A 21,416-nucleotide genomic window follows, 5' to 3' on the forward strand; every position below is an offset into this window, starting at 1 on the left:
GCAGGCAAGTGACTTTTACAGTAACTCTATTCTTATGTAATAACAACCGTTTGACAGGATAGTTCTATTGTCACAAATCTCATTATTTTATGAATATTGGCCTCATATTCTTGCTGCGGTTTCAGTCGTGCTTGGTGCCGGTGCAGCAATCCATGCAACAATGACAAAACAGGAAGTGCGAACGGCCATCGGATGGGTCGGCGTTATCCTGCTTTCTCCCATCATTGGTGCGGTGGTTTATGCTGTCGCCGGTGTCAACCGTATCCGGCGCACGAGCTTGTCTTTGCAACGCGACAGGGACGCCCATATTGCGCTTTATCACCTGACACATTTTGATACGACCAATGAGAGTGTTTGCGAGCATTTCGGCAAGCCTTTTGCTGCTATGAAGATCTTGGGGGATGCGGTCAGCAAATATGATTTTACCAGTAGTAATGAAATTACCATGCTGGAAAGCGGTGATCTGGCTTATTCAGCCATGCTTGAAGCGATTGATAAAGCTGAAAACAGTGTTTTGCTGGAAACTTATATTTTTGACAGAGATCCGATCGGCATCCGCTTTGTTGAAAGTCTTTCGGCGGCGGTAAAACGTGGGGTTGAAGTGCGTGTGCTGGTGGATGCGGTTGGTGCACGTTATTCGATGCCAAGCATTGTCAGCCTGTTGAAAGAGCATAATGTTCCGGCGGAAGTGTTTAACGGCAATATTATTATCGGCCTGAAACTGCCTTATGCCAATTTACGCACCCATAGAAAAATTTTGGTGGTAGACGGGGCTGTGGCCTTTACCGGCGGCATGAATATCCGTGCTGGTTTCATGAGTGAATATTCCGGTGATAACGCAGCACATGATACGCATTTTCGCGTAGAAGGTCCGGCCGTTGCCGATATTTTCCACATTGCTTCTGAAGATTGGCGTTTTGCATCAGGCGAATTACTACAAAGCGAACAATGGAAAATAGCGCCACCTAAACGTCCGGCGGGTGAAGAAACGCTGGTGCGGGTGGTGGCAACCGGCCCCGACAAAAACATTGAAACCAACCATCGCATGATGATGGGGGCTTTTTCCGTGGCGCAGGATCATATTCTGATCATGTCACCTTATCTCTTGCCGGATCGCGAATTGATCAGTGCGCTGGTGACTGCTGCGCGGCGTGGCGTGGGCGTTGATATTATCGTGCCGGGTGTCAATAATCTGAAGCTGGTAGACCGTGCAATGCGGGCGCAGTTTGACCAGCTTTTGAAAGATGGTTGCAAAATTTGGCGTGCCACCGGTGCCTTCAACCACTCAAAACTTATGACCATTGATGGGGTTTGGTCTTATGTAGGTTCGTCCAATATTGATCCGCGTTCATTACGGCTGAACTTTGAGATCGACATGGAAGTGATGGATTATGAGTTTGCCGGTCAGCTGGAAGAACGTATTCGCGGGATCAAAAAGACCAGCACGCCGGTGTTGTTGGATGATTTGAGAAAACAGCCATTTCTGCGTCGTTTGACCGACAGAATTATTTGGTTGGGCTCGCCTTATCTTTGATTAAGTTCAAACGTTCCATCGCTGCTTCCAGATCAATATGCGCTTTAATCGGCAGGTGGTCGGAAGCAACGCGTGCCAACGGACTATCATGGACTTCAATATTGGTAATCAGATTGTGCGGGGCACCCATAATCCGATCCAACGCAAGAATAGGGAAACGAGACGGAAAGCTCGGAACTAAGCCTGTATTCGGGTTGAAAACCGGATCAAGTGCATTGAGTGAGGATTTTTTACCCACGCGCCACTCATTGAGGTCGCCGATCATTAAGGTTGGCAGGAACTCGGCATTGGCCATTGTGCTTAAAATGGTTTCGGCCTGTTGAGCGCGCGATTTTTTTAAAAGTCCTAAATGGGCGGCAATAATGCGCAAAGGGCCGTTGGCCAGCTCCAGATCAACCATCAAGGCACCGCGTGGCTCGACGCCGGGTAAAGAAAGCTGGCGCACTTCACGCACCAAACCTTCGCGAAACAGCAAAAGATTGCCGTGCCAGCCGTGACCGGATTCGGAAAAAGAGGTAATCGGCACGGGTACAAGGCCGGAATTTTGATAAAGGCGGCCAAGATCAAGCAAACCGGTACGTTCGCCAAAACGTTTGTCAGCCTCCTGCAACGCAATTACATCGGCATTGATTTCGCCAATTACATCGGCAATGCGTTCGGGGGCAAATTGTTTGTCGGTGCCGACGCATTTATGGACATTATAGGACGCAATAACCGTGTCGGTCGGGGTGTGACGCGGTTCAAACGGCTCATAAAAAGAGCGATTGCGGATGGCTGAAAGAATACTGCCGGATAGATTATTTGGGTTTAGTATCTTTCGCAAAATTTATGTCCTTGAGTGAATGCTCGTATATTCGTCTTGATCGTTGCACAGATATAAATAGTAATGACCATCATATAAAACCAAATGAGGCTTTAGTTTAACAATAAATTTTGAGATATTGCGACCATGAAAGAAACACTGGCTGTTGCATTGGGCGGAGCACTGGGCTCTGTTGCGCGTTACTGGATCGGCATCTGGATGCTGCCTTTAAGCAGGAATCTGCCGTGGGGTACAATCGGGATCAATATTACCGGTTCTTTTGCTATTGCTTTTTTTGGCACATTGACGATGTTGCAAGGACGCTACTCTTTGCCGGAAGTGTGGCGACTGGCTTTTATGGTTGGTGTTTGCGGCGGCTTTACGACATTTTCAACTTTCAGCTTGCAGGTTTTTGATCTTTTGCGGGAAGGGGCACCAGGTCGTGCCGCGCTTAATGTTGTCATTTCAGTTATTTTTTGCGTATTGGCTGCCGCTGTCGGTTATTGGCTGGCAATGCGGTTGAATACGGCTAACTGATAAATAAAAGCCCCGCTTTGAACATTCAAAGCGGGGCTTTTGATTGTGAGAGGTGCTTTTATTCGTCGCCCATTTTGAGAGCTTGAATAAAGGCTTCCTGCGGAATTTCCACGCGACCGAACTGACGCATGCGCTTTTTACCTTCCTTCTGTTTTTCCAGAAGTTTGCGCTTACGGGAAACGTCACCACCGTAACATTTTGCCGTCACATCCTTGCGCAGCGCCGAAATGGTTTCACGCGCAACGATACGGCCACCAATAGCGGCCTGAATCGGAATTTTAAACATATGCTGGGGGATCAGCTCTTTCAGCTTTTCACAAAGCACGCGGCCGCGTTTTTCGGCCGCACTGCGGTGCACCAGCATGGAGAGTGCATCAACAGGCTCTTCATTGACGAGGATCGACATTTTCACCAGATCACCTTCACGGTATTCCGAGAGATTATAGTCGAAAGATGCATAGCCTTTGGAGATTGATTTCAACCGGTCGTAGAAGTCAAAGACAACTTCGTTGAGCGGCAGGTCATAGGTGACCATGGCGCGCGGGCCGACATAGGAAAGATCAACCTGAACACCACGACGTTCCTGACAAAGCTTCAGGATGGACCCTAAATAATCATCCGGCGTCATGATAGTGGCGCGGATCCACGGTTCTTCAATCGAAGTGATCTTGACCACATCCGGCATATCGGCCGGATTGTGCAATTCAGCCACCGAACCATCAAGCATGTTCATGCGGTAAACAACGGACGGCGCAGTTGCGATGAGGTCAAGATTGAACTCGCGTTCCAAACGCTCCTGAATGATTTCCAGATGCAGGAGACCCAAGAAGCCACAACGGAAACCAAAACCCAAAGCCGCAGATGTTTCCATCTCGAAGGAGAAGCTTGCATCATTAAGGCGCAGTTTGCCCATTGCCGAGCGCAGATCTTCAAAATCTGCTGCATCAACAGGGAAGAGACCACAGAACACAACAGGCTGTGCCGGTTTGAAGCCCGGCAGCATTTCCGGCGTTGGACGACGGTCTTCTGTGATGGTGTCACCCACGCGTGTGTCGGCAACTTCCTTAATCGAGGCGGTGATGAAGCCGAGTTCACCCGGTCCAAGCTCATCAACGGCAAGCATTTTTGGGGTGAAAACACCAGTCCGTTCGACAGGATATTTAGCGCCTGTACCCATCATGCGGATGGTCTGGCCTTTTTTCAAAACGCCATCGATGATGCGCACCAGCACGATAACGCCCAAATATGTGTCATACCAGCTGTCGACCAGCATGGCCTTAAGCGGCGCATTACGATCACCGGCCTTTGGAGGCGGCAAGCGATTGACAATTGCTTCCAGCACATCCGGAATACCAAGGCCGGTTTTAGCCGAAATCATCACAGCATCAGATGCGTCGAGGCCGATCACATCCTCAACCTGTTCTTTGACGCGGTCAGGTTCTGCGGCCGGCAGATCAACTTTATTGAGTACGACAACGATTTCGTGATCGTTGTCCATGGCCTGATAAACATTGGCCAGAGTTTGCGCTTCAACGCCCTGAGAGGCATCCACCACCAAAAGTGAACCTTCGCACGCGGCCAGCGAACGCGAGACTTCATAGGCAAAGTCAACGTGACCAGGGGTGTCGATCAGGTTCAGCACATAATCTTCGCCATTTTGCGCTTTGTAGTGCAAACGGACAGTTTGTGCTTTGATGGTAATGCCGCGTTCACGCTCGATATCCATCGAATCAAGGATCTGATCCTTCATCTCGCGCGTTTCAAGTCCGCCTGTCGATTGGATCAAGCGGTCAGCGAGAGTCGATTTACCGTGGTCGATATGGGCGACGATGGAAAAATTGCGAATATGGTCAAGTGGTGTGCTCATGGGCGCGATTTAGCAGTTTTAGAGTAAAATTCAAAGCGGTATTGCAGCGACACAGTGGCAAAAGCGCTCATTGGGCACAGTATTTGACAATAGTTCTTTGCCAAATGCACAAAAGGGATTAAATCAGCCTCATAATTCTCATCAGAAACCCTTATATTCATTAAGGTTGATATACGTTATTCACATAGGAGCTCAGGCATGAATACCGAACCCAATGAAGTCCACAACAGACCAAAACTGGTTACTGTGATCGGCGGTTCGGGTTTTGTCGGACGCGCCGTCGTGGCTGCCCTTGCCAAGCGCGGCTATATGGTGCGCGTTGCTGTGCGCAAACCTGAAATTGCCTATTATATGCAGCCACTGGGCAATGTTGGCCAAATCCAGCTGGTACAGGCCAATGTGCGTTATCGCTGGTCGATTGACCGTGCCATTGCCGGATCGGATTATGTCATCAATCTGGTTGGTATTTTGGCAGAAAGCGGCCGTCAACGCTTCAATGCCGTGCATGTTTTTGGCGCAAAAAATGTAGCAGAAGCCGCGAGCGCACAGAATATTCCGCTTACCCATATGTCGGCACTTGGTGCTGATGTGAAATCAGCCTCCCATTATGCACGAACCAAAGCCGAAGGCGAAAAAGCTGTGCTCAAAGCATCTCCGGATGCAGTGATTATGCGCCCGTCGGTAATTTTTGGCATGGAAGACAAATTCTTCAATCGTTTTGCCAATCTGGCACGTTTCACACCGGCTCTGCCGCTTGTGGGCGGTGGCCAGACAAAAATGCAGATTGTCTATGTCGGTGATGTTGCTGAAACCATTGCTTTGTCGGTTGAAGGCAAACTGAAGCGCGGCACCACCTATGAATTGGGTGGCGCGGATATTCAGTCATTTAAAGACTGGATGCGCGACATGCTCAAGGTTATTGATCGCAAGCGTTTTTTCGTATCAATGCCTTGGTGGATTGCTAAATTTAACGCCCGTTTTCTAGGGCTGTTACCAAATCCGCTGCTGACTGTCGATCAGGTGACTTTGCTGAAATCTGACAATATTGTGTCTGAAGCAGCAGCTGCGGAAGGGCGCACCTTGCAGGCTATAGGCATTACGCCTCAGGGAGCTGATGCAATTCTTCCAGCCTATTTGTGGCGTTATCGTGTGGCTGGTCAATATACCAAGATGCGCGAAGCCCACTAATTGAATTGTTGAGATAAAAAAGCCGCCGGAAATAATCCGGCGGCTTTTTTTATCTGAAATTAACCGGCTACCTATTGGGTAGCCGGTCTTTTTGTTTCTTTAGAAGCCAAGTGCGATACCGTCACCGCGCGGGTCGGCACCGCCTTCATAACCCTCGGCATGTTTGCGGATGGCTTGAGCATGACCAAGCGTACCTTCCCAGCCACTGGCCATTTTAACCGGATGACCACGCAGACGCAGCTCACGAATGACTTCTTCCGGTGTGCGCGATTCGAGCACCAGATCGCGCGAGACAGTGCCCCATGTGCGTCCCATCAGCCAGCGTGGCGCTTCGATCGCCTGCTGCACGTTGAAGCCGAAGTCGATCATACGGGTGATCATTGCAGCCTGTGTTTGCGGCTGGCCTTCGCCACCCATGGTACCATAGGCCATCACCGGCTTGCCATCCTTCATCAACATGGCAGGAATGATGGTATGGAAGGTGTGTTTTCCAGCTTCCAGACAGTTTGGATGCTTTTCATCCAAAGCAAAGAACGAGCCGCGGTTCTGCATGATGATACCAGTATTACCGGCAATCACTGCAGCACCGAAGTCGTGATAAATTGACTGGATATTGGAAACCATCATGCCATCGGCATCAGCTGCACAGAAATAAACGGTGTCGCCATCCGGCGAACGGTGGGCGAAATTGCCGCCGTGTTTTACACCGGGTTCGATTGCGTCGAAACCTAGCACAGTTTCATCATTGATGAGCTGTTTGCGTTTTGCTGCATATTCCTTCGAGAGGAAAGTATCGAGCGGAATTTTGACGTGTTTAGGATCACTCAGCCATTCGTCACGATCAGCAAAAGCTACCTTCACCGCTTCTACTAAATGGTGATAATAAGCGGCGGTGTTGTAGCCCCATGATTTGACATCATATTGCTCCAGCAAATTCAGAATTTGCAACGCTGCAAAGCCTTGCGTTGCTGGTGGCAGCTGAAACACGTCATAGCCTCGATAAGTCGAAGTGATCGGCTCTGCCCAAGTGGCATGATATTCCGCAAAATCCTCATAGCGCAGAGGGGAGCCCTGGGCTTCCATGGATTTTGCCATTTCTTGTGCGATCTGGCCTTCATAAAAGCCTTTGCGCGGCCCATGTTCGGCCAGATATTCAAAGGTTTTCGCCAGTTCCGGCTGAGCGATGAACTCACCGTCCCGTTGTGGCTTGCCTTTTGGCAGAAAGATGCGTGCCATATCGGCATTGGCATTAAGGATAGCCTCGTCCGTAACAAGCCAATCGGCCAGCGAGCGTGACACTGCCATACCGTGGCGGGCATAATGGATCGCATCGGCAAACAAATCAGCCCAAGGCAGCTTGCCATAGCGTTCATGCGCCAGACGCCAACCGTCAACCACGCCCGGTGCCGTAAGAGCTGCCAATGCGCCCCGCATCGGAATCTGGTCGGTGTGGCCGTGTTTCTCATAAAACTCGCGAGTTGCGAGTTTGGCAGCAGGGCCTGTTGCCTCAATCGCTTCAACGCTTGAAGCTTTACCGCCAGCGATAAGCAAGAAGGCGTCACCGCCAAGGCCGGCCATATGCGGGTAAACCACACAAAGAGTGGCGTTGATTGCAATAGCCGCATCAACAGCGCTCCCGCCGCGGCGCAATGCTTCCTGTCCGGAAGCTGAAGCCAGATAATGCGGGGAGCTGACCATACCGCGCTTGGCGAAAACTGCCGGTCTGCCGGTTCTTGGTCCATCAGCGTTAATCATATCAAACCCTTTATACTATTTTAAAAAGCAGATGACTGATCAGTCACTTATTTAGCTTTGGGAGGAAACAGCACACGCTGTAGCGGGGGGATGATGGCGGCAATGCTTAATGCCACCATGCCGATTGTCGACATTATGCGCCAATCATTCGTGGTGCCAAGGCTGACCAATGGCAGTGCTACGATGAACAGCACGAATGAAACACTCAAGTAAGACAAACGATTTTGTAGAATACGCTTAATCATAATCTGTCTCCTTTATTGTACGATCAAAGCGAGGATGACGGTGGCAATGCCTGTCAAAACGAATGCCGCGATTGTCCAAGGCATTGTTTTACGCAGGATTGCACCTTCCTGACCATTGATACCGGTTGTACTTGCACCCATAACCACATTAGCAGGGGCAATCGCATTACCAATGGCACCACCAGCACTTTGTGCAGCCAGAATGGTTGATGGCGGCAGACCTTTCGCTTCAGCCAGATTGACTTGCAATTCCGAGAACAGAACCTGCGAAGAGGTGGAACTGGAGGTGATAAATGCACCCAAGATGCCGATACCATTGGCGAGGAAAGCAAACACATAGGTCGGAGCAATGGCTGCGATACCAAGGGCGAGCATGGTATTTTGGCCGGTGAGTTTCATGATCGAAGCCATAACAAGGAAGGCAATGATCGGAACTGACGCAGGAATTGCGCTGGCAAAAAGACCCTTAACCACACCCGGTATTTCTTTGCCGGTGGCTTTTGCCCATTGCTTGAAATAACCAAGCTTGGTGAAGCAGAACCACGTGATCAGCGCGGTCACTGTGATTGTTGCACCTGGATGGGCAAACATATGCAGTGGTGAATAGCTGGCAGTTGCAGCCGTTTCAACACCCATACCTGTGGTAGTGGCAGGGAAAGGCAAACCGAAGTTTGGGATGTAAAGCCATGCATGAAGACGGTCGATCAGCGAGGTGCCGAGTGCTAAAATTGTCAGCAATGCATATGGCGAGAAGGCTGCCAATGTATCCATTGGCGGTTCTGCACCGGTTTCTTCCAAATGGGCTGCTTCCTGCATGGCAGGACGATCAACAATGGTTTCATCGGCTTCCTTGTAGCGCGACCATTGCGACAGCGGATAAAGCGCGAGCATTGCCAATGCAGCAGGCAAGAAGGCTGCCAGAATCGGGTCGATAGAGACCACCAAAAACTGACCTACACCGTGGATGAATGCGATGATGAGTACAAGCGGCCAACCGGCACGAACCGCTGCACCACGACCATACATCCAGACAACCATAAAGCCGCCTAGAACAGACTGTATCGCAATCAGGATTGCAGCTTGCAGCCCCATGGAAAGGCTTGTGGCAGCATCCATTTCGACAACTTGCAAGGTTGCAAGCCAGCCGACACCCAATGTGCCGTAAAATTTTGCCCAGATATGCGCGATGATCGGAATAGCAACCGCATAAACCGGACGCATACCAAATGCGACAAGCAGGGGAGCAACAACGGCAATAGGTGTACCGAACCCATCAATCCCTTGCAAGAAGGAAGTGAATACCCAACCGAGCGCTACAATGATGAAAAGCTCATTGCGGGACATGCGGGAAATCCCGCGCCGCAAGGCATCATAGCCACCGGATTGGTTCATGATTTGATAGAGCAGCAATGCAGGCCAAATCACATAGAGGATTGGCATTGCGTCCCAGATACCGCGGGCAGAGGCAACGGCCAATGCGCGTGTCGAGGCTTCAAAGGCAAATACCGCGACGCCTGCCGCGATAAAAATACCGGTGGTGCCGGCTTGCTGTGCTGTCCAGTTCATACCCACCATGAGCACAATCAGGGCTACTATGGGAGCAGCGGCCAACAGCCAGTGTAGTAAGTTTAAATCTAATGACATTTTATACCATTATTTTTTATCTCCCGAAGGAGAAAAGGGGGGGCGCGGTCTTTATGTGGTTAGACATTTCATTTCATATAATAAAAAGTATTCATTGATTGTAATCAATCTTATTAAATTGATTGCTAATATTATAATAAGTTAAGGTTATTTCTTATGGTTAAGAAATATAAATATCAAATATATGTGATAATTTATTACGTTTTTTATCTGTAATTTGTTTTAAAGTAATAGATTATTATTGTTACCTTTTATTAATTTTTATAGTTCTGATTAAGTTTAAATGCGGGAATGTTTATTCAGTTATCTGATTTCGTTGTTATTTTGCTTAATATTGTTCTTTGAATATGTTCTTAGGGAAAATCGGGTAACAAAAAAGCCCGCGCAAGCGGGCTCTTTGAGGTGCTTCTGGACCTTGGTAGTGGTCTGAAGACTTAGGAATGGTGCCCAGAAGAGGACTCGAACCTCCACGCCCTTGCGAGCGCCAGCACCTGAAGCTGGTGCGTCTACCAATTCCGCCATCTGGGCGTTGGTGATCCGTTTAAGGGGCTAAACGTCTGCTGTCAATCGGCTTTTTATAAAGTTTTGATATTTTTTAGGCTGTCTTGTGTAAAAAAACTATAAATAATGCCATTCATGTGTTTTCAGTTTGTCTTAAGATGTTCTAAATCTCCAGAATGGCATTATATTTGAAGCACTTAATCCGCTGAGAGCACTTGCTTGGAAGCAACAGTCGAATCGGCATTCAGCTTATAAATGATCGGCACGCCGGTATTGAGTTCCTGTGAGAGGATTTCTTCGCTGGTCAGGCCGTCAAGCGCCATGATGAGGGCACGCAGTGAGTTGCCGTGGGCCGCAACCAGCACGGTTTCGCCACGTAAGACATGCGGCTGGATTTTGTGCAGGTAATAAGGCCAGACACGGGCACCGGTATCTTTCAGGCTTTCACCGCCCGGAGGGGGCACATCATAAGAACGGCGCCAGATATGAACCTGTTCTTCGCCCCATTTGGCGCGGGCATCATCTTTGTTGAGGCCGGAGAGGTCACCATAATCGCGCTCGTTGAGTGCCTGATCACGGATGGTTTCTAAATCAGATTGACCGAGCTGATCAAGTATATGCTGGCATGTCACCTGAGCGCGTGACAAATCGGATGTGTAAGCAATATCGAATTTCAGGCCAGCGGCTTTCAAGCGTTCACCGGCGGCTTTTGCTTCGGCGTGACCTTGTTCGGTCAGGCCCGGATCACGCCAACCGGTAAAAAGGTTCTTTAGGTTCCATTCACTTTGACCATGACGAACGAGAACGAGAGTGCGGGACATGCTTATGCGCTCCTTGAAAGTTAAAGATGATGATCAGTCGTTCAGACCAAGTACATCGAACATGGAATAAAGGCCTGGTTTTTTACCCGTTGCCCATAAAGCTGCTTTAATCGCGCCACGGGAGAAAACGGTGCGGTCTTCTGCGCTATGTGCCAGCGTGACACGTTCAGAGGAACCAGCAAAAATGACTGAATGTTCGCCAATGACCGAACCACCGCGTAGACTTGCAAAACCGATTGTGCCGGTTTCTCTGGCACCTGTAATGCCGTCGCGGCCACGTTGGCTAACCTCATCCAGATTGACATGACGTCCATCAGCAGCGGCGCGTCCCAGCATTAAAGCAGTACCGGATGGCGCATCGACTTTATGTTTATGGTGCATTTCCAATACTTCAATGTCGAAATCTTTTGGATCGAGTGCTGCTGCTGCTTTTTTAACAAGCCCTGCCAGCAGATTAAGCCCCAAGCTCATATTGCCGGATTTGACAATTGTTGCATGACGCGCGGCGGCTGCGATTTTTTCTTCGTCTTCAGCACTCAGGCCAGTGGTGCCGATAACATGGACGATACGGGCTTGTGCAGCATAACCGGTATATTCAATGGTTGCTTCAGGACGGGTGAAATCAAGCACGCCTTCGGCTTTGGAAAAGGCGGTAAGCGGATCATCTGTGATGGCGACGCCGATTGGTCCAAGACCTGCAAGCTCGCCGGCATCACGGCCTATCAGCGGTGAACCTTTGCGCTCGATAGCGGCGGCAACGCGCACACCGTCGATCTCGGCAATGGCACGGATAAGAGCCTGTCCCATACGGCCACCCGCACCAACAATTACCAAGCCCATATCGGCGTTTTGTTCACTAGCCCCACTCATAAGTGTTCTCCTGTCGTCTTTTCATTCTCATGTTCGATCAATGCTGCGTCATTGTTTTTGCCGCTTTGCAACTGATAGAAACGGGCATAAATACCATTTTCCATAGCGATCAGATTGCGGTGAATACCTTCTTCAACCACGTAACCATTTTCCATTACAACGATATGATCGGCATTGACGATGGTTGAAAGACGATGCGCAATTACAATGGTCGTGCGCCCTTGCATGACATGTTCCAATGCCTGCTGAACGCGTTTTTCCGATTCATTATCAAGTGCCGATGTTGCCTCATCAAGCAACAAGATCGGCGCGTTACGGATGATGGCACGGGCAATGGAGAGGCGCTGACGTTGACCGCCGGAAAGGGTAACGCCATTTTCACCAACCGGCGTATCATAACCATTGGGTTGCTGAACGATAAATTCATCCGCATGGGCAAGTTTGGCAGCTTCCAGTATTTCTGCATCCGTTGCATCAGGTCGACCATAGCGGATGTTATCGGCAATGGTGCCTTCAAACAGATAAGGCTGTTGCGACACGTAAGCAATTTGGTGACGCAGTGAATCCTTGGTGACTTTCGCAATATCCTGATCATCGATAAGGATTTTGCCGCTGTCGATATCATAGAAGCGTTGGGTGAGGGCAATCAATGTTGATTTCCCAGCCCCTGATGCTCCCACAACAGCTGTGACTTTGCCGGGTTCAGCCACAAAACTGATTCCATGCAAAACTTCTGCTTTGCCATAAGAGAAGCGCACATCATCAAAACGGATTTCACCTTTGCCGACCTGTAATGTGCCGGCATCAGGCGCATCCACCTGACGTGGTTCAATGTCGAGGATTTCATAAATCATCCGCGCATTGACGAGCGCACGTTCAAGGCCGACCTGCAAACGCGCAAGGCGGCGTGCCGGATCATAGGCCAGCAACAGTGCCGTGATGAACGCAAACATGGCGCCCGGCGGCTCTTGATTAATGATGGCGCGATAACCGCCATAGGCAAGAACACCGGCTACGGCAAAACCGGCCAGAATTTCAGAGATCGGCGTGGTGCGCTCAGAAACGCGGGCGATTTTGTTGGAACGCTCTTCAGAGCGGTCAATCAGATTATAGAGTTTACCGCGCAGCTGATCTTCCATCGTAAAGGCTTTGACGATCGCAATACCTTGTACGGATTCCTGCATCGCGCCAAGCAAATGCGAGTTAAGGTCAACCAGATCACGGGTGACCGTGCGGATACGGCGTGAAATATAAGAAACCGCATAAATCAGCGGCGGGCCGATAAGAAAAACGACAAGCGAGAGCACCGGATCTTTATAGAACATCACCGCAACAAGACCAACAAGACCGATCACGTCGCGAGTGATTGAAGTAATGGTGATGCTCATCACGTCACGGATACCGTTGACGTTTTGATTGATCTGGGCCGCCAGATGGCCGGATCGGGCATCACTATAAAAATCAAGGCCAAGCTTCATCAGGTGGTCGAACATACGCTTTTGATAGCGCGCCACAAGATTATTGCCAATTTTGGCCAACTGAACAGATTGCACATAGCTGGCCAAACCGCGCACGATAAAGGCCAGAAATAATGTACCGCAAATGATCGGGATGAGATCAATTCGCTGTTCATAGAAAATCTTATTAATGACCGGTTCCATCTGGAACGCCAGAAAACCGCTGCTGAGCGCGACCAGAAGCAGAGCAATAATGGTCACCGCATAGGTACCTTTATAATCACGCGCGTTTTCAGACAAAACGCGGCGGATAATACTGCTGGCTTCAGTAGGGTCGATTTTCTTTTTTTTCTTCCGTTTAATCAAGCTAAAGGCACTTTTCGTGAGGCAAAAGCCTTGGACTGCCAAAGCTGTTTGCGGTTGAAAATGCTGTCACCAATGCCTGAAGCTTTGAGCTTTCAAGCCAGAGGTTCCGGCGGCCGGTCACAGACAGAATGCGAGTTCGCCTGAGACAGAATTTCCTATAACCTTATCAGAGCCTGTTGACCATGCCTAATGCATGGCCATTTTATTGTGGGACAAGAAAATAAACTACTTTTGAAAATCATCATGCAGGTTTTAAGGGCGGTTTTCGTTAAAAATTTAATCGGCACTAATCCAGCGACGGCCTTCGGTAGCAACCTGAAAACGTGCCGGACTGCGGGCAAAGGCCGAAAGACCGTTTAGAGCGGCCAATTGATGGGTGACGATATGAACGGGGATATCACGCATAATATGAGAATGGGGGGCTTTATCTTCAAAATTGGCACGGAAGGTGCCTTTTTTAAGAATGGAAACAATTTTTTGTGAAATGCCGCCGGAAAGATAAACGCCGCCATGTGCCATGAAAATAAGTGCCAGATCACCGGCAATGCGGCCAAGATAGGCAGCAAACAGGTCAAGCGCTTCAATGGCTTGCGCGTTACTTTCTTCCAATGCGGCAGCGGTAATATCTGCCGGAGTGTTCAATACGGGTTTCATAGTATCCGCAGTGCAAATGGCCTTATAAAGATTGCACAAGCCGCGACCACAGAGAATCTGCTCGGCAGCCACACGGCCTTCGATTGTTTCGACATGCGGGAAAATTTCATAATCGCGCTTGGTGCGCGGGCCTAAGTCAATATGGCCGCCTTCACCAGGAACCGGTATCCATGAACGATGTGCGCGCAAAAGCCCGGCCACACCCAAACCAGTGCCCGGCCCAAGCACCACGCGGGTGGCCTTGATTTCTCCGGATCTGCCGCCGATTTGTTCCAGATACTGGCTGTCGAGGGAAACGGCGGCGAGGGCTTGTGCTTCAAAATCATTGAGAATGGTGACATCTTCAAATGTCATAGTTGCGATCAATTGCTTTGGACGCACCACCCACGGGCAGTTGGTGAGTTCAATTTCATCGCCGTCAACAGGACCGGCAACAGCCAGTACCGCTGATCGTGGTTGTAAGGAAGTATGGTTTAAAACTGTGCTTTGAATGGCTTCATCAATACTGGCATAATCGGCAGTGTTGATAACCGGAAATTCTCGCGGCTCGGCATGGGCATCAACAAGAATGGCAAAACGCGCATGGGTGCCGCCGATATCGCCGACCAGTACAGGAAATTTAAAAAATGGTTCGCTATTAAAATTATCAGGCATCATATTTCCTGTCAGTTACCAAAGAAAAAAGTGATTTTAAGTGTATATCGGTTTTCAGTTCAGTGCTTTGATCAGCATCTCGGCGGTTGCCCGGTTTAAAGCCATCGGCAAATTATAGACACTGCCAAGGCGGGTGAGTGCTTTCACATCCACATCATGGGGCAATGGTGACAACGGATCGATAAAGAAAATCAACAGTTGCACGGTGTTTTCAGCAATCATAGCTCCTATTTGCTGATCGCCGCCCAATGGCCCGCTTTTAACGCGCTCTACATTTAAAACGGGACAGGCATCTTTAATCAAACCGCCGGTGGTGCCGGTGGCGACAATTTCATATGCTGCTAATTCTGCCTGATGGGTTTTGGCAAAATCAACCATATCATTCTTTTTCTGATCATGGGCGATCAGAGCTATACGCTTAATTTTTACCAATTTCAGCGATCCTTTATCAAACTCAAAAAACTGCCGGATAATGATCCGAAACGCGTAACCCGCATTGGTTGCTAGCATAAAATTTGCAATTTTTTATGTCATGACAAACAATGCTTAAATCGTTTGAAATCTATAGCTTACATATGTTTCAAAAGAAAGGGCTGGTCATTAGCCAGCCTTTTCGCAAGGTTTTGTTTTATGGATAGAGTGTCACTTCCGCCGCTGATGCGGGTGAGGGCGCATTGAGAAGTGCAGCACAAGCTTTCGGCAGAGCCGAAACCATCACAGGCTTTGGTTTTGGCGCCGGTTTATCCGATGGTTTAGCCGGTTTCCAAGGTTCGTCGGTAAACCACCATGCCAGCGATTTATCACAGCCGTCGCCCTTGGCAACCTTATCCTGAGGCTTGCAATTGGGTGAACCCGGCTGGCAACTCATACGAATATGGAAGTGATAATGGTGCCCCCAATAAGGGCGCACTTTACCAAGCCATGAGCGGTCGCCGGAAACCGTATCACAAAGCTGTTTTTTTATGCCCGGATGCACGAATAACCGCTCGACCTGAGGGTTGGAGGCTGCGTGCTTCAGCAATGCCGTATGTTTGTCCGACCACTTTTTAGGGTCGACATAAAGGCTGTTATCTTTCAACACCGAAACGGCAGAGACATCTTCACGCTGTTGATTGGTATAACGCTTGTTTGGCATAGGATTGAGCCAGATATCTGCATCAAGTCCAACCTGATGCGAGGCATGGCCGGTCAGCATCGGGCCGCCGCGCGGCTGTGAAATATCGCCTACCAGCAGGCCGTTCCAGCCATCTTTTTTGGCATCGCGTGAAAGCTGCTGCAGCATAGCAATAAGATTTGGATGGCCCCAATTGCGGTTACGCGACAAACGCATCACCTGCCAGTCTGGGCCGTCAATCGGCATTGCCACAGCGCCGGACATGCAACCTTTGGAATAAAAGCCGATTGCTTGCGGTTGAGCATTCAGATTGGGTAATTTCATTGCGCCGAAGGCTTGTTTTGCAAGCATGTCTTCAGCTTGCGCTGTGGGCACTGCAAGTATACTCAGACTGAATGTTGTGAGCAATATGGCGGCGTTTTTCAAAAAAAAGCGTTTTTCAGACATATGGATTTTCCAAATGATGATGAAATTTTATAATCTTTGTGCGAGCGCCAGTTCGACTTTTCCCACATGGACTTAAAAGCAATGCGATAATTCGGATAGATAAACTGATAGCCGGTTTCGGTTATTTTTTTATTAGAAACGCGTTTGTTCTCGCCATAAAAAGAGCGCGCCATCGGGGTCATTTCAGCCTTGTCGAAATCAATTTCTTCCGGCGGTGTGACACCCATCAATTCGGCGGCAAAAGTCACCACATCCTGTGGCGGTGCTGGTTCATGATCGGTAATGTTGAAAATACCGTCGATTTTTCGCGTGCTTAAATATTCAAGCGAGCCGGCAATATCTTCCACATGGATACGGTTAAAAATCTGGTCTTTTTTAATAATACGACGTGCGGTACCGCGTGCCAAATTAACAAAAGCATTGCGGTCAGGGCCATAAATGCCGGAAAGACGTAAAATTGCGACCGGCATTTGGTATTTTTCGCTTAAAGCCAGCCATTGTTTCTCGGCTTTTATCCGCTCGTTTGAACGCTGTGCCGATGGGTTGCAGGCAGCCGTTTCATCAATGAGTGCGCCCTTATGATCGCCATAAACACCAACGGTGGAAAGATATCCGATCCATTCAATTTTATTGTCAGGTGCATTTAATGCATCTTCTACATGGGGTAAGGCCGGATCGCCGTCTTTGCCGGGTGCTGCCGAAATGACAATATGAGTGGCGTTTTTTAAATGACTTGCAAAATTCGGGTCAATTGCATCTTCTGCAAATACGAGTGGCTCAATGCCATATTGTTTTAACGTTTCAAATTTTTCTATTGAGCGGGTTGTGCCATAGATGGATTGGGCATTGTCTTTCATTTTCTGTGCGAAAAATTGCGCTGAATAACCTGCACCGATAAGAAAAATCCGCATAGCTACTGGCACCTGTTCCATTCATCTAAAACATAAGGGTCGGTTTCATCTTTAGCATAATGCGCGTGTAATGGGCTAATTTTATCGTGAGGCAATAATTGCCGCAAAGCCCAGACAGCCGTGCCGCGCACTAAAGGATCTGGATCGTTCAAATGGTATTCCAATTGCGGCACAAAGCTTGAAAAGCCGGAATTGCCGGCAGCAATCATCACATTGCGTAAGAAGCGATTGCGGCCGATGCGCTTGATCGGGGAGCCGGAGAAAAAAGTGCGAAATTCGGCATCGTCTAAATTCAGCAGAAATTCCAGCGAGGGGCTGCGCAGATCTTCGCGGGCGCGCAGTTTGATTTCCTGTGCTTTTTGAGCAAATTTATTCCACGGGCAGGCCGATAAGCAATCGTCGCAGCCATAGATGTGATTGCCAATGGCTTTCCGAAATTCGTGCGGGATCGGGCCTTTATTCTCAATCGTTAAATAAGAAATGCAGCGCCTTGCATCAATTTTGAAGGGAGTAGGAAAAGCATTGGTCGGGCATACATCAAGACAGGCGCGGCACGAGCCGCAATTGTTGCGATTGGGTTCATCGGGGGGCAAATCCAGCGTGATGAAAATAGAACCCAAAAACAACCATGAGCCATAGTCGCGGCTGACCAAATTGGTGTGTTTTCCCTGCCAGCCCATACCGGCTGCGGCGGCTAGGGGCTTTTCCATCACAGGTGCCGTGTCGACAAATACTTTAACCGCGCCGCTTGCGCGCGCGATGAAGCGACTGGCAACATGTTTGAGCTTGCCTTTGATAATGTCGTGGTAATCGCGATTTTGCGCATAAACCGAAATGGCACCGCGGTCTTTATGTTTCAAAACTTCCATCGGGTCATGTTCGGGGCCGTAATTCATGCCGAGCATGACAATGGTGCGCACTTCCGACCATAGGGTTTGCGGATTGGCGCGACGCTCTTCTGTTTCCTCCATCCACTCCATATCGGCGTGATAACCATTGTCGATAAACTCGCGCAGGCGTTCTGGTGCCTGCGGAATGGAACCGGGATGGGTAAAAGCCACGACGTCAAAACCTGCTGCGCGGGCTTCATCCGCGAGCAGGTTTTTGAGTTTCAGCTTTTTGGCCGTTTCTTTGTCGTCAGAAGTCAAGGTCACCATAATGTGCCACCGGCGCCAATCCACGAACCCGGTCGTTTAATAGCGGACGGAAGGATGGGCGCGATTTCATCCGCGCATACCAGTCCCGTGCCGCTGGTGTTTCAGTCCATTCAATTTCGCCCAAATAATCCAAAATGGAAATAGCACTTGCGGCTGCCATATCAGCATAAGTGGCATGTCCACCACCCAACCAGTCACGCGTGGCGGCCAGCCAGTCCAGATATTTCATATGCTGGCGGATATTGGTGCGTGCGGCGCGGATTGCGGTCGAATCAGGCGCACTGCCGCCTATTTCTGCCGACATCTGCAATTTATAAACGCGTTCGCGCACAATATGACGGGTTACTTCATTTTCAAATTTGACCAGAAACCAATCAACCAGACGGCGCACTTCAGCGCGCTCCATCGGGCTTTCCGGTAGAAGTCGACGATTACGCTTCAAGGCACCGCGTGTTTCGTCGAGATATTCAGCAATCACCGACGCACCAATAACCGCTAGATCATTTTCAGCCAGCAAAACCGGTAAAGTGGCAGCAGGATTGATCGCTAAAAACTCTTTACGGCGTGCCCAGGGGCGTTCTTCGATAAGCTCGGCATCAACGTCATATTCGTTGAGAATAAGACGGGTATAGCGGGAACCGGACGACATGGGATGATGAAAAAGCGTAAGCATGACCGCAGGCAACAACACTTTCAAATATGGCTTCCAAGCATAGTCAATATGACTGACATAACAGAAACTTCGTGAAGCGCTGCTGCTATGTTGAACTGCCGGAACCCGTCGACAAGGATTAGGGTGCAAAGATTGGAGGAAATGTTTTTCCGTAAAATAACCTGATAGGCATTTATGCTGAAATTATTGTTAAGCTTTCATGTTTAAAATGTGGTCAATGAGCATTTTTATATGCTTAAGTGACAAAAGGCAGCAGTTTATGAACATCTATAATTTTCTTGAGGCGGGTTTTTTGGGCCTCGTGGAAGGTATGACCGAGTTTATACCTGTGTCATCGACCGGGCATTTATTGCTGGTCGGACATTTCTTAGGCTTTGAATCCGCCGGAAAATCCTTTGAAGTACTGGTGCAACTCGGCGCTATTCTTGCAATTTTGAGCGTTTATGCAGCTAAAATCATGCGCTTGTTGCGCGATTTTTCCAGTGATGCCAAAACACGTCGTTTTGTGCTGGGCGTGTTGGTGGCTTTTCTGCCAGCGGCTTTCATTGGTGCATTGGCGCATGGATTTATCAAAACAGTGCTGTTTGAAACCCCGATGCTGGTTTGCATTATGTTGATTTTGGGCGGTTTTATTTTGCTCTGGGTCGACCGGATCGACTTGAAGCCGCGTTATCATAATGCAATGGATTTCTCGCTGCCAATGTGTCTGATCATTGGTTTTGTGCAATGTCTGGCGATGGTGCCTGGTGTGTCGCGCTCAGGCTCAACCATTGTTGGCGCTTTATTGCTTGGTGCCGACAAGCGCTCGGCGGCTGAATTTTCATTCTTTTTAGCGATGCCGACAATGGCGGGTGCTTTTGCCTATGATCTTTATAAAACCCACAATCAATTGTCATTCAATGATGGCGCATTGATTGCGGTTGGTTTTGTGATGGCCTTTATTTCCGGCGTCTTTGTTGTGCGCTATTTGCTCGATTATGTATCACGTCACGGTTTCAAGCTGTTTGCATGGTGGCGGCTGATTGTCGGTGCTGCTGGTATGGCTGCTTTGATGGTGTGGGGCTAAGAATTCAAAATGCCGGTTAAGTAACTTAACCGGCATTTCTTTTTATTCATTCATCATCAACAAGGCGCAGATGCCATTGCGGTTCGGAGGTAGGTGTATCGGGTGTTGGTGGGCTGCCAAGTTCAAGTGTTTCAATTTTTTCGCCACGGCGGCTGATTTTGGAGGATGAGATCAGAATATCATCAATATCTTTATTGGCTTGCTGGAAATGGGTTTGTAATTTGCGAACACGCTCGTCAAGCCGCGTTACATCTTCCATCAAGCGCATCACTTCGGCTTGGATAAGATGGGCTTGCTCCCGCATACGGGTATCTTTCAATACCGATTGGATTACCTGAATTGAAAGCATCAAAAGCGATGGGGAGACGATAACGACGCGGGCACGATGGGCTTTTTGAATAAGCGATGAAAAATGCTCATGGATATCTGCAAAGACCGATTCTGACGGCACAAATAAAAAGGCCGTATCCTGCGTTTCACCGGCAATCAGATATTTATCGGATATATCTTTGATATGGACTTCAATATCGCGGCGGAATTGTTGCGCGGCTTGTTTTTGTGCCTCCGCACTTTTGGCCTCGCGCACCGCTGTCCATGCTTCCATCGGAAATTTGGCATCAATCACGAGTGAGGGCGCATTATTGGGCATACGGATGATACAATCCGGACGGGTTGCATTGGAAAGTGTTGATTGAAACTCATAAAGCCCTTGCGGTAAAGCATCGGCGATGATCGCCTCCATCCGTGCCTGACCATAAGCGCCGCGGCTTTGTTTATTGGCAAGAATGGCCTGTAACTGCACCACTTGTCCGGCCAGTGATTGTATATTGTTTTGTGCCGTATCAATCACCGCAAGCCGCTCTTGCAGTTTGGCAAGATTTTCATGCGTTGATCTGGTTTGTTCGTTCATGGTGTGACCAAGGCGGTTGGTCATGCCGTCGAGGCGCTCGCGGATGGATTGATTAAGCTCGGATTGGCGCGAGCCGAATACTTCCGCCATGGTTTGCATCCGGCCTTGCATTTCGGCCTGACTTTTCAAAATTTCAGCCATGCGCATTTCTGCGTCACGGGCGCGCTCTTCGGCGAGCATTTCGGTGATCATCGCGTTTTTCGCGTTACGGTTGCCCATCCATATAAACAGCAGCCCTATGAG

At 49.2% G+C, this 21,416-nt stretch carries 18 protein-coding genes, 1 tRNA gene and 1 pseudogene; 4 read left to right on the top strand and 16 right to left on the bottom strand.

Features of this window, described 5'->3' with window-relative positions:
• Positions 1-76: 76 nt before the first annotated feature.
• The gene (locus JNC77_RS13935; RefSeq protein WP_374833644.1) at positions 77-1,534 is read left to right on the top strand and encodes a phospholipase D-like domain-containing protein; all 1,458 of its coding nucleotides are present in this window, start codon (positions 77-79) and stop codon (positions 1,532-1,534) included.
• Here the strand turns inward: JNC77_RS13935 and JNC77_RS13940 are convergent.
• Positions 1,506-2,357, bottom strand: a complete 852-nt coding sequence (locus JNC77_RS13940; RefSeq protein ID WP_374833529.1) for an endonuclease/exonuclease/phosphatase family protein — start codon at positions 2,355-2,357, stop codon at positions 1,506-1,508. The genes JNC77_RS13935 and JNC77_RS13940 overlap by 29 nt on opposite strands.
• A 126-nt stretch (positions 2,358-2,483) precedes the next feature.
• Between JNC77_RS13940 and crcB the strand changes: the two genes are divergently transcribed.
• The gene (gene crcB / locus JNC77_RS13945; RefSeq protein WP_374833531.1) at positions 2,484-2,873 is read left to right on the top strand and encodes a fluoride efflux transporter CrcB; all 390 of its coding nucleotides are present in this window, start codon (positions 2,484-2,486) and stop codon (positions 2,871-2,873) included.
• 58 nt (positions 2,874-2,931) lie between these two features.
• Here the strand turns inward: crcB and lepA are convergent, their stop codons facing one another.
• Positions 2,932-4,740, bottom strand: coding sequence for a translation elongation factor 4 (gene lepA / locus JNC77_RS13950; RefSeq protein ID WP_374833533.1), 1,809 nt, complete (start codon positions 4,738-4,740; stop codon positions 2,932-2,934).
• Positions 4,741-4,938: 198 nt separating this feature from the next.
• Between lepA and JNC77_RS13955 the strand changes: the two genes are divergently transcribed.
• Positions 4,939-5,928, top strand: a complete 990-nt coding sequence (locus JNC77_RS13955; protein WP_374833535.1) for a complex I NDUFA9 subunit family protein — start codon at positions 4,939-4,941, stop codon at positions 5,926-5,928.
• A 99-nt stretch (positions 5,929-6,027) separates the two neighbouring features.
• On the opposite strand, the gene ggt is transcribed toward JNC77_RS13955, so the two are convergent.
• The 13 genes from ggt to JNC77_RS14020 all read right to left on the bottom strand — a co-directional run bounded on the left by ggt (position 6,028) and on the right by JNC77_RS14020 (position 19,197).
• A complete protein-coding gene (ggt, locus tag JNC77_RS13960) occupies positions 6,028-7,683 on the bottom strand; it encodes a gamma-glutamyltransferase (protein ID WP_374833537.1) in 1,656 nt (551 codons plus the stop codon).
• Positions 7,684-7,730: 47 nt separating this feature from the next.
• On the bottom strand, positions 7,731-7,928 hold the full coding sequence (locus JNC77_RS13965) for a hypothetical protein (RefSeq protein ID WP_374833539.1): 198 nt from the start codon (positions 7,926-7,928) through the stop codon (positions 7,731-7,733).
• A gap of 12 nt (positions 7,929-7,940) precedes the next feature.
• Positions 7,941-9,572 (bottom strand): L-lactate permease, encoded by a 1,632-nt coding sequence (locus JNC77_RS13970; RefSeq protein WP_374833541.1) that lies wholly within the window; start codon positions 9,570-9,572, stop codon positions 7,941-7,943.
• A gap of 441 nt (positions 9,573-10,013) precedes the next feature.
• Positions 10,014-10,100: transfer RNA gene (locus tag JNC77_RS13975), tRNA-Leu, on the bottom strand.
• 170 nt (positions 10,101-10,270) lie between these two features.
• Positions 10,271-10,894: a 2,3-bisphosphoglycerate-dependent phosphoglycerate mutase gene (locus JNC77_RS13980; RefSeq protein ID WP_374833543.1), complete on the bottom strand. Its 624-nt coding sequence runs from the start codon at positions 10,892-10,894 to the stop codon at positions 10,271-10,273.
• 33 nt (positions 10,895-10,927) lie between these two features.
• A complete protein-coding gene (gene dapB, locus JNC77_RS13985) occupies positions 10,928-11,764 on the bottom strand; it encodes a 4-hydroxy-tetrahydrodipicolinate reductase (RefSeq protein WP_374833545.1) in 837 nt (278 codons plus the stop codon).
• Entirely contained in the window at positions 11,761-13,587 is a 1,827-nt protein-coding gene (locus tag JNC77_RS13990) for an ABC transporter ATP-binding protein (RefSeq protein ID WP_374833547.1), read from the bottom strand. Before JNC77_RS13990 ends, dapB begins: the two co-directional genes overlap by 4 nt.
• A 276-nt stretch (positions 13,588-13,863) precedes the next feature.
• The gene (locus JNC77_RS13995) at positions 13,864-14,895 is read right to left on the bottom strand and encodes a glucokinase (protein ID WP_374833549.1); all 1,032 of its coding nucleotides are present in this window, start codon (positions 14,893-14,895) and stop codon (positions 13,864-13,866) included.
• Positions 14,896-14,949: 54 nt separating this feature from the next.
• Positions 14,950-15,327, bottom strand: coding sequence for a methylglyoxal synthase (locus JNC77_RS14000; RefSeq protein WP_374833551.1), 378 nt, complete (start codon positions 15,325-15,327; stop codon positions 14,950-14,952).
• Between the two features lie 196 nt (positions 15,328-15,523).
• Complete coding sequence (gene mepA / locus JNC77_RS14005) at positions 15,524-16,360, bottom strand: penicillin-insensitive murein endopeptidase (protein WP_374833646.1); 837 nt, start codon at positions 16,358-16,360, stop codon at positions 15,524-15,526.
• Positions 16,361-16,431: 71 nt separating this feature from the next.
• Positions 16,432-17,367: an SDR family oxidoreductase gene (locus JNC77_RS14010; RefSeq protein WP_374833553.1), complete on the bottom strand. Its 936-nt coding sequence runs from the start codon at positions 17,365-17,367 to the stop codon at positions 16,432-16,434.
• Between the two features lie 2 nt (positions 17,368-17,369).
• Positions 17,370-18,524, bottom strand: coding sequence for a tRNA epoxyqueuosine(34) reductase QueG (gene queG, locus JNC77_RS14015; RefSeq protein WP_374833555.1), 1,155 nt, complete (start codon positions 18,522-18,524; stop codon positions 17,370-17,372).
• A complete protein-coding gene (locus tag JNC77_RS14020) occupies positions 18,505-19,197 on the bottom strand; it encodes a glutathione S-transferase family protein (protein WP_374833557.1) in 693 nt (230 codons plus the stop codon). Before JNC77_RS14020 ends, queG begins: the two co-directional genes overlap by 20 nt.
• Before the next feature lie 259 nt (positions 19,198-19,456).
• On the opposite strand from JNC77_RS14020, the gene JNC77_RS14025 reads away from it, so the two are divergent.
• On the top strand, positions 19,457-20,263 hold the full coding sequence (locus JNC77_RS14025; RefSeq protein WP_374833559.1) for an undecaprenyl-diphosphate phosphatase: 807 nt from the start codon (positions 19,457-19,459) through the stop codon (positions 20,261-20,263).
• A 46-nt stretch (positions 20,264-20,309) separates the two neighbouring features.
• On the opposite strand, the pseudogene JNC77_RS14030 reads toward JNC77_RS14025, so the two are convergent.
• Positions 20,310-21,356: pseudogene (locus JNC77_RS14030) on the bottom strand (DNA recombination protein RmuC); the annotation flags it as partial.
• Positions 21,357-21,416 lie beyond the last annotated feature (60 nt).

Source organism: Paenochrobactrum pullorum (assembly GCF_041929845.1).
GTDB lineage: Bacteria > Pseudomonadota > Alphaproteobacteria > Rhizobiales > Rhizobiaceae > Paenochrobactrum > Paenochrobactrum pullorum.